At 61.6% G+C, this 11,999-nt stretch carries 9 protein-coding genes and 1 pseudogene; 5 read left to right on the top strand and 5 right to left on the bottom strand.

Annotated elements, in window-relative coordinates; all coding sequences use genetic code 11:
* The 3 genes from ACJMNC_RS14700 to ACJMNC_RS14690 form a co-directional block, all read left to right on the top strand.
* The coding region (locus tag ACJMNC_RS14700) for a transposase (protein ID WP_408948700.1) at nucleotides 1-436 on the top strand (436 nt) is incomplete at its 5' end.
* Between the two features lie 791 nt (nucleotides 437-1,227).
* Entirely contained in the window at nucleotides 1,228-2,043 is an 816-nt protein-coding gene (locus ACJMNC_RS14695) for a hypothetical protein (protein WP_408948699.1), read from the top strand.
* A gap of 498 nt (nucleotides 2,044-2,541) precedes the next feature.
* A complete protein-coding gene (locus ACJMNC_RS14690; protein ID WP_408948698.1) occupies nucleotides 2,542-4,095 on the top strand; it encodes a hypothetical protein in 1,554 nt (517 codons plus the stop codon).
* A gap of 217 nt (nucleotides 4,096-4,312) precedes the next feature.
* On the opposite strand, the gene ACJMNC_RS14685 is transcribed toward ACJMNC_RS14690, so the two are convergent.
* From ACJMNC_RS14685 to ACJMNC_RS14665, 5 genes and pseudogenes are all read right to left on the bottom strand, one after another.
* Complete coding sequence (locus tag ACJMNC_RS14685) at nucleotides 4,313-5,920, bottom strand: hypothetical protein (protein WP_408948713.1); 1,608 nt, start codon at nucleotides 5,918-5,920, stop codon at nucleotides 4,313-4,315.
* Nucleotides 5,921-5,986: 66 nt separating this feature from the next.
* Nucleotides 5,987-6,367, bottom strand: a pseudogene (locus tag ACJMNC_RS14680) (TniQ family protein); the annotation flags it as partial.
* Entirely contained in the window at nucleotides 6,360-7,415 is a 1,056-nt protein-coding gene (locus tag ACJMNC_RS14675) for an AAA family ATPase (protein ID WP_408948697.1), read from the bottom strand. The gene ACJMNC_RS14675 and the pseudogene ACJMNC_RS14680, both read right to left, overlap by 8 nt.
* Nucleotides 7,416-7,417: 2 nt before the next feature.
* Complete coding sequence (locus ACJMNC_RS14670) at nucleotides 7,418-9,388, bottom strand: Mu transposase C-terminal domain-containing protein (RefSeq protein ID WP_408948696.1); 1,971 nt, start codon at nucleotides 9,386-9,388, stop codon at nucleotides 7,418-7,420.
* 49 nt (nucleotides 9,389-9,437) lie between these two features.
* Complete coding sequence (locus tag ACJMNC_RS14665) at nucleotides 9,438-10,214, bottom strand: hypothetical protein (protein ID WP_408948695.1); 777 nt, start codon at nucleotides 10,212-10,214, stop codon at nucleotides 9,438-9,440.
* 532 nt (nucleotides 10,215-10,746) lie between these two features.
* On the opposite strand from ACJMNC_RS14665, the gene ACJMNC_RS14660 reads away from it, so the two are divergent.
* Both ACJMNC_RS14660 and ACJMNC_RS14655 read left to right on the top strand, forming a co-directional pair.
* On the top strand, nucleotides 10,747-11,151 hold the full coding sequence (locus ACJMNC_RS14660; protein WP_408948694.1) for a hypothetical protein: 405 nt from the start codon (nucleotides 10,747-10,749) through the stop codon (nucleotides 11,149-11,151).
* Between the two features lie 198 nt (nucleotides 11,152-11,349).
* Complete coding sequence (locus ACJMNC_RS14655; RefSeq protein WP_408948693.1) at nucleotides 11,350-11,964, top strand: DUF6308 family protein; 615 nt, start codon at nucleotides 11,350-11,352, stop codon at nucleotides 11,962-11,964.
* Nucleotides 11,965-11,999: the final 35 nt, after the last annotated feature.

The following is an 11,999-nucleotide window of genomic DNA, read 5'->3' as shown; positions in this document are numbered from 1 at the left end:
CCCCGGAGCACAGTTGCGGATCACCGACCGCAATGGCTGGCGGCTGACCGCGTTCGCGACCAACGCCAACCGCGGGCAGCTCGCTGACCTGGAACTACGGCACCGCCGCCGGGCGCGCTGCGAGGACCGCATCCGCCAGGCCAAAGACTGCGGTCTGCGGAACCTGCCGTTCACGACCTTCGCCCAGAATCAGATCTGGCTCGCCGTCGTCGCCCTCGCACTCGACCTGAACGCGTGGATGCAGATGCTTGCCTTGACCGGCACCGACGCACGTACCTGGGAATTGAAGAACCTCCGGCTACGGCTGCTGGCCACCGCCGCCCGCCTGGCCCGGCACGCCCGCACCCACCGCCTGCGATTCGACCACCAGGCCCGCCACACAGGTTTGCTCATCACCGCAATCACCCGGCTCGACGCCTACCGAAACACCAGCTGAACAGCAGTCGCAATCCGCCCCTACCACTGAAAGACCACCCCTTCGGGCCAGTGAAACCCGACCGCGCACCGACGGCCTCGGCGATCCTGTCGTACCCGACAGCCATAATCAGCCCCGCCGCAACCAATCCGAACAGATCAGGCCGGGATCAGCACCTCACGAAAGATCGAGGCTAACCCGCGACCCCTACGCGGATGAGCCTGCAATTTCGGAGCCTTCGCCACGCAAGAAGGCCTACGTCGATATTCGCGGTATCGAGAGCACGGTTAGGGACCTAAAGCGCCGTGGCGAGCTGTGAGCTGTAGCCGCCCCCTTATCCTCGATCTTTCGTGAGGCAATCGTCCCGGCCTGAGTCGTTCGGATTGATTGTGGCGCCGCAATAGCGTTTTGGCCGCGGAGCAAGCCGCCGAGATCGCCCGGCGACATGCCGGCGCTTCAAGCAAGTGGACGAGGCCACGCGGGCCTTCGTGCGCCCGGAGGTCCCGGTCACGACCCAGGTCGTCTCGGACTCGGCGGCCGCTTTGCCCCGCGTGGGCAGGAACCGCACTTGTCGCCGACCGAGATCGGCCGCCTGGTGAGCGCCGCGCCTCCGGAGTGTGTCGCTCAAAGTTCAGCCCGAACTGCCGCCCGCTCAGCAGGGAGCCGATGTGCCGTCGCAGTTCTTTCGCCGTCGCCGGATCGTTACTGGCAACCCGTTCGAGGAGTGCCTGGATCTCGTTGGTCACAGGGGGACACAACTTCGGCAGCAAGACAATCTGGACCATGTCTGAGCCCGCTGGAAGAATGCCGACATGTCCAATATCGACGACGCCGCACGGCTCAGCGCCTTCGTACGTCGACTCCGTCGGGTTGAGGCTCACCCACTGATCGCGATGGATGGCGGTGAGCGAATCCGGGAGCTGTGCAAGACGCAGTTCAAGACAGAGGTGTACCCGGAGACCGGTGAGGTCGTCCTCAAGTTCGACCTGCCCGACGAGGTTCAGTTCGAGTCTCTCGCCGCTCGCTTGCGACCCATGACCCTCGACCGGGACACCCTTGGTCACTCGAAAGTGATGGACTCGCTTGACGCGCTGACAGATACGGCTGACGAGACGATCGCCCGAAGTAGCGCGCACTTCAGGACAGAGTGGCGTCAGGCGACCGAACGCGACCGCGCCCGCGGAGCCAAGACCCGGGCCTACAGCATGGTGGTCCAGAACATCGAGACCGGCGAGATCGGCCAGGCCACGGACTTAGACCTGGCCTACGCCTGGTTGTACGAGGACTCGATCCACGGCGATCTGCCCAGCTACGACGAGTTCGACGCGCGCGACCGCTATCGCGCGGCGACCCATGTGTTCTCGCACATCGCCGTCGTCGCCCTGGAGACCCTCGCCTACATCCGATTCCTGGTCGAGCGCGGCCACCTCGCGATTCCTGCCGAAGGCCTCGAAGTTGACGTCGTGGTCAACGAGACCAGGTGGGAGCAGCGTGGACGAGGCTTCTTCGGAGAGCCCGGGCGGATTCCCGAAGGCACAGACCTCACCGATGAAGTGCCACCGCCGGGCATGCGGCCGATCTGCGAGATTCTCGAAGTGTCGGCGGACCGCGACTCCGTGCACGGGTGATCGCTTCGGCGTTCGACCCCTCCTCGCTGACTCACGGCGAATCCGCATCGTTGACGATTTCACCGCATGGGGTTTCGCCATGGCAGAAGCCGCCTACATCCCAGCTTCAGACAGGATCGGCCGGTTCGGCCTATATGCACGCACTCTTGGGCCAGGCCGGCGTGGCCGATAACTCCGGTGCGTTGTCCTCATTGAACTCCGTGGAGTATCGGCAGAAGTCGCGCTTAACGTAGTCATCGCCGGTCAATAGCGCTTCGATGGACCTCAGTAACTGGCTCCTTCCAGATTCATTCGCGCCCACCGCCGTCGCACGTCGGGCTCCAGCGAGACCCGCACGCAGGGGAAGCACAACTCATCCGGACCGAGCAGATCCCACGGGTTCGGATGGCCGTGGCGTCCTCAAGTAGGTCCACTCCCGTGCCGCTGGAAATGTGCTGGACCGCTGGTGCCGCGCAGCATAGGAATTGAGTTGTCGGAGGGAGCAGGCATCCTTTCGGCATGAGCATCGTTATTCCCGAGGGACAGCCCAACTATCGCTTCATGCGATATGTGCGTCCACCCGAGCCCGCGCCGCGGGAGGTGGAAACGCCGTTGTTTCCGATCGTCCCGGCAGTGCGGAAGATCCGGATTGGGGTGGATGTCGAAACACTGCCAGACCTGCCTGAAGGCTATCTGCTCCCTCTCCTGCAGAGAGATGAGGTCGGTGCCGAACTCATCATCACCCGCGGCCAGGAAGTGCCTCACCCGTGGGTCAAAGCGTTGGGCGACAACACGATGATCCATAGCCTTGGCTTCACATCGGTCGACGCCGCCGGCCGCTTTGGTGATTCGGTTGAGTTCTGGGTCGCCTCGAAAGGTCCAGAAATCGACGCCTGCGCTGCGGTCCACTTCTTCGATCTTTACCAGCATCTCGACTTGACGGACCTGCCCGGCGGCTCGGAACCACTGCCCGTCGAGCTGCTCCACCGAGCTGCCGCGCACGCGGCGGCCGCCCGTGTCCTCGGGCTCGACGCGATCATCACTGCTGCTCCGACCGCTGGACGCTCGGATGTCTCAGACAACGATCGGGTTGCCTCCGTCTCGCCCGCCGAGGCCGTGGCCCTGATCGGGCACTATCTCCGCGTAACCGCGAACCCTGTGATTGCCACAGAGCAGGGAACGATGGTCGGCGGCGGAACGTGGAAGTCGACGAGGACAACTGGAAGCGTTACGCGCCTCTACAAGGAGGGTGTGCTCAGTGCGATGACCTTCTTCGACTGCCTCGAACCTATCGCGGCGAAAGAAGGGGCACCGAGAGTCGTCTCGATGTGCCATGCCGTACAAGTACGCCTGATCAGGGCGACGAAGGCGTTCGACACATTGCTCGCAGCTCTGTCGAACCCGATCACAGGGGATCGAAGCGAAGATGTGATCGAGACTGCTGCCGAGGCTTTCGATCGTGAACTCCTCTACCTCTCGGCGGTATACGACATCCTCGGTCGAGGGTTCTGCATGCTTAAAGACCTCCGCGCGGTGAAGCCCGCCCATCAGTCACTGGACTCCGAGCAGTTCATCCAGAAGCACCTGGAATCCGTCTACAGCGCCGAAGCACTCACCGAGGTGAAGCGTCTCCAGAAGTACGCGTGGGTGTGCAAGCAGTTGCGAAATCACATTCACGACGGTGTACTACCGGTCGGTCTGAGCCTGGGCCGAATCTACGGAAGCGACCAGAGCCTCGCAATCGACCTCGATCAAGTCCCAAAACTCGATCCTGAGTCGTCGGCACTATCTCAGGAGCACTACGACGCCCTGGGCGTGTGGAAAGGGCAACCAGATGTCTTCCGGCCGCTGGCAATGGTCGCCGACCTGGCGACTACAGGCTTCACGCTGCTACGCACAGGACTCGCGTACGTCGAAGAGTTTGCCGAGCTAATACTGACCAACAAGCCCTCCGGGCTCCCTTATGCAAGCTCAATCTTCGGATGTGTGGAGATCCCTGACGCCTTCGGCCAGCTACCGCTGCCCCCGACGGCTGCCTACCACCGTGCGCTCTTCGGCTGGCACCCAGAGTAGTCGGAGCATGGAACCCGCCCAGAATGCACACAGTGCCAGATGCGACGTTGTCGACGATGGGGACAGCGGGCCATGTGTTTGCAAGGACAACCGGCCTCAACCGTCACCGCCCTCGACGCCGGCAACCCGGAGTGCACACTCAGCACCGCCAAATTCCGCGTGCACACTCGACACTGCGGTCGGCGTTCCAATGTTGCTGGTCATATCGTTGGCGCAATTATGGTTCGCGAACTATTGGTCGGGATGGCCCTGCGGCTCGCTCAAGTTCGGTTCTGTGGGATTCGCAGAGGTCTCGGAGGGCGCGGCCGGCTCGCGTGATTGCCCGAGGGTTGTTCTTGCGGGCACGGGTATAAACCGCGCGGCCAAGTAGGTGTTCGAGCCGGGCCTCAGACGTGTACTGCTGTGGACCGTGCCGGCCGAGGTGCGCTGCGGACGCGATGGTTGTTGGCTGATCGGCGGTGGATAGGAAGTCCAGAAGGAGCCTCGCGATGGAGCTGCTGCCAGTCAGGGCGTAGTTGACGATTGCTGCCGGGCTTCGGTGTTCTTCGGCCGCTGCGAGATCGACAACGTGAGCCCCGGGATGGATCGCCTGTGTCCAGTCGAACTTGGCCGTGCGATTGCTCGGATCGCCGAAGCCCGTCGATCCGCCGGTCGGGGAGTATAAGAGCGGCTCGTTGTCGATACCGGCCATGTGGAGGATGGTGTTGGCGATTCCATGGAGCCGATCGGCATGCTCAGGCTGGAGCTTTTCGACGTACCGTAGGTACATCGCGACGACGGGGCCAAATTGTCCTCGGGATCCGGTGCTCGCGAATGGATCGGAGCCAGTGAGGAGCTGCCACACGAAGCGGCGCTCTTGCGGGCTTGTGCTGGCTTCGGTGGGGATCGAAATCGGTGTCGGGAACAGTGCTCGGCGTCGGCCGTAGTCGATAACTGGCGGATTGGAAGCCAGAGCTTCGTGCAAGTCTAGGTAGTAGTCAAGAATCTGCTCGCGGCTACTGCAAGCCCAGAGGGCCTGCAGCTCAATGTCAATCTGGTAATGGACCATCACGATGTTGAACTGACGCCGAAGTGATGCTGGTGGCGCGCTAGACCCCATTGCTGACAGAGAAATTACTGCCGTGAGGGGGATGAGACCACGGACAGCCTCGGGGACGTCGGGGTGGTTCTTGACGACGTCGGGCCAGATCCGTGACGGCAGGTACGACGGTGAAAGAGGTACGACCGGAAGGGTTGCTAGAACCTCTCGGTGCCAGGAGGGAGTATCAGTCCGTATGCTGGCGAACTCATAGCGGTAGAACAGGTGCCGCGTCGTGCGAGTAATCGCGCGGGGGTTGTCGGTGAGTGGTCGGTGATAGCACAGGCGCCGCCCGGTTTCGGGAGGTATGAAGCTGAAGAATTCAGCTGCCTCGCGCTCATTGGTTGCGGTGTACGCCGCCGCAAAAAGAGTCTGGGTGACCAGACTTGAGAGGCGGTCCGGCTCGGGGGGAACGCTGTCGTCGATCTCCGCGAGGACTCGCGCTACGTTCTCATCACTCGGCTGGTATTCGTTGCCGGTTTCGCTGTTGATTGGCCGTGCAAGCGGAACCCGTAGTTTTCGCAGAGATGTGATGTCGGAGAGAAGTCCGGCGGCGGAGGCGGTGAACCCGGGCCGTGAGGGCAGTTCGACGGTGTTGCCAGACAACAGCGAATCGATCCACTGTTGGCCGGCCACGATCAGCCCGTCAGGGGCGACGTGGGGCGCTGGTGCGCGGGTAAGACTGGGCAGGCAGCCGTGAAGGCCGCAAGGGCCGCTTCTCAACGGGTTCCCTTGCAGCGGCTGCACCGTGCGTGTCGACGACAAACGAGGTCGGCTTCCGCACGTTGGGCAATTCTGAAGTAGGACGACGTTGTGGATGGTGCAGGTCATCGTAGTTTTCACATGCCAGTCGAGGTGCCAGCGGCCGTCTGACTCACGGAGGCAAAGAGGGCAGTATCCCGCGGTGGTTCCACCGGCGAGGGTCGGGTTCACGATGCCGTTGGTGAGGAGGTTTGGGTAACGGTGCAGTGTTGCGCTATGGATTGATTCTGGCGTCGCACCGGTTGCGGCTGCGAGTTTGTTCGCGAAGTCGTCGTCGACAGAGTTTGTGAATCCTGCTCGGGCTTTGGTTTCGACGCCAGCCGCTCGAAGGAGCCTGCGGACTGAGCAGTTGAGCAGGCTAGCGAGGTACTCCAGCCACGAGTCGAGTGACTCGTACCGCAATGGTGAACTGGTGAGCGGAAATCTAGTCATCAGAGATCTCGAGACCCGTGACTGCGGAGACATGGTCGAGCGTGGGTGAGGCGCCAGTTTCGGCTGCTGCTGCAGCCGTCCGGGTAATCAGACGTAATGCGAGCCCGGTCTTCCCAAGCGAGCGAGCGCTGAAGCGCTCCAGTGCCTGCTCTGACCGCAGTGCCGATGCGTCGAATCCGTCGATGCGATCGAGCTCGTTGATCAGAGTTGTCATTCGGTTCCGCAGGACCGGATGGACCCGACCCATCTCGGATGGGAACAGCTTTACGGAATGAAAGGACAGACGTTCACGAAGCTGGTAGACCGCTGAATACTGATCGCGTTCAAGCTTCTGCGCTTTGGCGCTGTCGAATGCTCGCTTTGTTGTTTCGCCGGAACCGGTCGGGACATGCAGTAGTGCGCTCACTTCCAGGCCTGCGCCGACGAAAACGAAGCTGGCCGGGATGGTGGTGATGATGTCTTTGAGAGCATCGGTGAGGTTCCTGCTGCCACTCTTGCGTTTGATGAAGTGTGCGTCGTCGACGACGATCAGGAGCGTGCCTACGTTCTTGAGGTGGCGTGCGGTCGCTTCGATTGCCGCGGACAATCCGGAAGGCAGAACTACGCCGATGAAGCGCGCGATGTTGTCGAGCAGGGTACGGGCGAGGGCGGGTTCACCGAGATTGCCCGAGACGATGACCACCGGAATGTGCTCGAACGGATCCTCGACATCACCGGTCTGGCTGATTCGAAGCTGCGTGTCGATTCGCATGGCCGCGACCACGGCAGAGAACGTCTTGCCGCTCATCGGCGGTCCGTCGATTCCGAGCCATTGGCGTGCACCGTTGATCGTGGAGGAGTTGGTGCGCAGTAGTTGGGTCATGGCGGACTGAATCCACTGCAGCTCCGAGGTCTCAATCGGTCCTGCGGCCTGGATCCAGTGGCTGATCTCCGCTGGTGAATTGTGCGCCGTACTTGGCGGCGGCGCCATGTCGTCGAGGTGTAGGACGAACTTCGACAAGTCGAAACGGTCATAGGGACTCAGTGGGCGCTTGATGGGGGCATCCATAGTCAGAAGTCATCTCCGCCGGTGATGATGCCGATGAGCTGGTTGTCATCGGCAAGGTAGATATCGGAGTCGAGGATGAAGTCCCGGTTCCGGTCGAGGTCGTCGTGGTAGACGTAGTGGGCGCCGGGACTGCCGTCGGGAGCAGGCAACGCAGAGTGCAGGTAGGCCCGATCCTGGGCGTATCGCAGTGGTTCGTTCGCTATGACGTGATCGATGAACTGGTTAAATGCAACTTTGGTGTTGAGCTCTTGGTCCTCCGTCATAGCCGCAGCTCGTAGGTAGTCGACGTAGCCGTCCATCAGGATGTCGCTGCACGGCCCCAGGGCTTGGCCGTTGTCGTGGATTGCGGTGAGTTGGAACCAGCGCTGGTGGTGCGTTGAATACGAGAAGATTCTCGAGCGGTCTGCTTTGTCGTAGAAGATGCGAATGCTGGAGGCGTATTTGCTGGTGGGATCGTCTTCGCGAATGACACTGCGCAACTCTGGTGCGGTGTACTTCAACCCATTGCACCGCACACCGTCGCTGCTGACAGCGACGACGTCGCTCTTTAGAAGCTGAAAGACGTCATCGGGGTGGGGAACTCTATCGCAAGCTGATCCGCGGATGAAGCAGCGCTCGTACGCTTGGGCTGGAGTGAGGAGCTTGGCGCTGTGGGGTTCGACCGGTAGCCCGTGATGTGGCATGTACGGATAAAGTCCGTATGCGTACTCTTGCAGCACCATCTCCACTGCGGGATAGGTTAGGGACGCCTGGACGTCCTTGCCGCGTTGATGTGACCGTCTGCCGACGTAGCCCTCGAGCCACTGCTGGACTCGGTCAAGTGTCAGATTCGCCGATTCGACGAGTCCCTTGTCGGACCCGGTTCCGGCGCGGCATCCCTCTATCCGGATCCCGAAGCGCATGGCCAGATCCACAGTGGAGACGTTGATCATCTCTTTGCCGTTGTCGATCACGACGGCTCCGAGCTCATCGGCCTGTCTGATGACGACCTCCTGCGGAACACCGAGCATGAGTTGGTGATCCCGGACACGGTCTGGAAGGACCATCGGCCGAAGCATGTCAAACAGCAGGAGCTGCACATCGCGTGTCGTGGGTTGCTTCGCGCAGAGTCGGAGGGTGATGAGCTTGGTGGCGCAGCAGATCGCGACGAGCACGTAAGGGCGGAATGTGGCCTTGCTGTCGGGGTCGTAAACCAACACGTTCAGTGGGGTTGCGTCGACCTCTACGCGCTCCAAGTACTGCGTAGCTTTGGGGCGGCGTACATAGCTGACATTCCGAGAATCCTTGCTCCGCTTCTGTTCGGCGTTCTTGGTAGGGATTCCCCGTTCGAAGTGCTTCATGATCTTGGTTAATCGACGTTTCTTCAGCGCCGGATGGGCGGGGTCGACACCGCCATTCAGCAGGCGTTTCTTCAACAGAACCAGCCGAGCGTCGTCTTCCCTGGAGGACTCTCCTTCGGCGTGCAGATCTGAGATGATTGCCTGTACAGCGGCGAGAAGTTCCTCCTCGAGCCCCGCGCAGGGGTCGTAAGGGACGGGAATACCGCCGGGGGCCAGTGCCGAGATATCTCCGGACGTCTCCGCATAGATTCGCCGGAACTCGTAGAGACTGGAGCGGCTGTACCCGCGCACGCCGGCGAGATCTTCGACCTTTCGTTGCATCCGTGTCTCCACCGAGTAGCGCGCCGGATCGTAGCGGTGGTCGCAAGTGAGAGGATCGAATGGTTCTCCCAACGGATTGCCGGTCAAGACCTCGCGGATGTGGTGGGCTCGCTCGACGGCCTTGGCCTGCTTGTTGGGAGGCAAGAGAGCGAGGCGAGTCGCGGGGTCATCATGCGGACGCTCGGGTGTCACCCAGTCGGCATGGTCGTGAATAGCCTCGAGCAGCGCAGTCTCAACGTGCTCCCCGGTCGCATTGTCTTTGAGAGTGGCGGTCCGCGGGAAGGCGGATGAGATCGCCACGAGAGTGTGCATGCGGCCGTTGTGTGGCCACGATTGGCCGGGCGTGAACGCTGTGGATACTTCACTCACCATCGCTGAGCCTCCAACGCAGGTCGGTCGTGGAGGTAATCGGCAAATCCAGATCGATGTCGACGTGACATTGTGCGATGACGTGCAGTGCCCGATTCCGGCCGAAGGGGCCACCACCGGCGGCAGCGGCGAGGTCGACGAACTGTTTCGGCTTCCTCTCAATCACTGTTGGCCACCACGTCGTATCCTCGACGCGACGACGCCAGCGCATGGTCGACAAGAACTCGAGATTTCTGCGGCGCTGCGGATTCAGGTCGTTGAAGAGCTGATAGTCGATGCCGCTCGCGATGCAGGTGGCCCGCATCAGTACGTCCATCACCACCCCAGTTCGGGTATTCATCCCCTGCGTGTGCCGGACGTCGACTATCCACTGATGGCCGTCGACGTCCTGACCGACGATGTCGGGGACATGGGTGATCTGACGTTCGCCGAGCCGCCACGTCACCCACAATGCCTGGCCGAGATAGCCCCAGTGCTCCGGGCGCCGATCCAGTTGCTGCATCCAGGAGCACTCCAAGAGGGACTCGGCCAGCACTAAGTGCCGATGTCCGTCGAACTCGGTGGGGTGGTAGGCGAATCGCGATCGGGCACCGTGATAGGTGCCGATTCGGCGGACCGGATGCATCTGCGCCAGCGGTAACTGATCGCGGGAGGCAAACGGTTGGACATGCGGGTGCCGGCCATCCCAGAGGATGACTTGCGCCGACTGAACGAGGTCAGCGACAGCACTCGGATCATCCAGTGCACGCATGGCGTCGCGACTGCTCATCTGATTGGAGAGGAGCGCGGTGATTTTGGGGTCGATCCGGCGAGTCCCGCGGCGAGCCGGGACGCGAGGCAGCTGAGGTCGCTGGGTCATCGTCCCACCCGCCAGCCTCGCCGCGAGCAAGAAGTCTGTTTGGGCATAAGAATGCCCGAGGTGTGATCCATGGGTTATCCTCGGAGTTGAAGTTACGAAGTCACGTCAGTGATGTGTTGACAGTTGGCCGGGCTGCAACCCGGCCTTCTGTATGTGAGATTTCAAGGCTATTTGCGCCTTCCTGTGGGAGGTGAGCGCGAGCGAATGCCGGCGTTGTGACTGAGCCATGCACCTTGCCGCATTCCCGGCCCTCCTTCCTGCCGCCCAAAAAACAAAAGAAGCCGACCATGTGCCCTAGTAACCTGGGCGCCGGTCGGCTTCGAAAAAGTGACGCAAACCGTGCCACGCAGACACGTGGCACTGAGAGCTGTACGTCACCGCCGATAGTAGTCGGCCCGTACTCGGCGCGTTGGAAAAACTGTGGAACTTGAAAGGAATCGGCATGACAAGGTCGATTGCCGCAACTATCAGTAACACCCCGCGGGCGATGACAAGCCACCTCATCGAGGTGCTGGGCTTGGACCTGGCAGCGAAGGTGCTCGCTGCCGCAGACCCCCGGACGGTTACACGCTGGGCGAGTGGAGTGCATGTGCTGCGCAGGGAAGCAATACTCATCCGACTCGGAACTTCCTACCAGGCCATCGCCGAACTCGAAGAAGTGCTCTCCCCGCGTCAGATTCGAGGTTGGTTCACGGTGTCCAACGATGCCTTTGACTATCGTTCAGCGCTTGAGTTACTCGATGGGGACGACCCGCAGCTTGCTCGCACTCGTATCGTGAAGGCGGCAGCTGAGTTTGTAGCTGAGTACCAAAACGAGCAGTCAAACGCTGACGATGGGATGTCGTAAACGCGAGCCGAGGCGAACGCCGCGAAAGCACCTACCTTGAGTACGCCGAAGACCTACCGGGACTGGACCTCTACCCGCAGCAAGTACGGCGGTGGTTGGCACGGCAGCGTGAAACCCATCGAAGGGCACGCGGCGACGCTGGCGTTGCGCAGGGCCCATTGAGCGACACCTAACACCGTCTTCGGGGTACCGTCGGTCATGGCCATTGACGGTATGCGCCTGCCGCTGATTCTCGACTCTGAACAGGGCGAACTTGCTGTCGACGTGCTGACTGACTACTTCCACGCCGATCCTCTGCCCGCTTACAGTGGGTCCCATTTCGAGCGGTTCGCTGGTGGTGGCGACCGTTTCGAGACAAGAGATGGGTTCGCCGTCGATGACCTTGTGGCGGTCACCCTTCTTGACGTCAGGATCCCCGGTGACGCGACCTTGCGGATTCTCGGCGACACCGACCCCGACTACCGCGACCAGTTGCGCGCACTACTGCGACGCCTCCCGACGGATCTTGACCTCGTCGATGCAGACGAGGATGTCCTCGCTGATGCTGAGAAGTTGTGGTCATTAGTACGGGGCAACCCCGGCGTAGGCCGTGCTAAGACCAGTAAACTCCTGGCACGCAAACGGCCCAGGCTGCTCCCGATTATGGACTCGGTGGTGGTCGAGACCGTCGGCCACAACACTCGCCGGCACAACTTCTACCAAAACCTCCAAGCCGCACTGCGCGCCGACAACCGTCGGCTCGTCAAGCACCTCGACGAGATTCGAGGTGAGGCCGGGATCGAGAGTGACATCAGCACGATCAGAGGAGACTAGCACGACTACAGTGAGAGCTAGGGCCGGAGTGGAGC

Source organism: Gordonia sp. VNK21, from assembly GCF_046098115.1.
Lineage (GTDB): Bacteria > Actinomycetota > Actinomycetes > Mycobacteriales > Mycobacteriaceae > Gordonia.
Note: the sequence above shows the minus strand (reverse complement) of the source record. Positions and strands in the feature narration are given on the sequence as shown.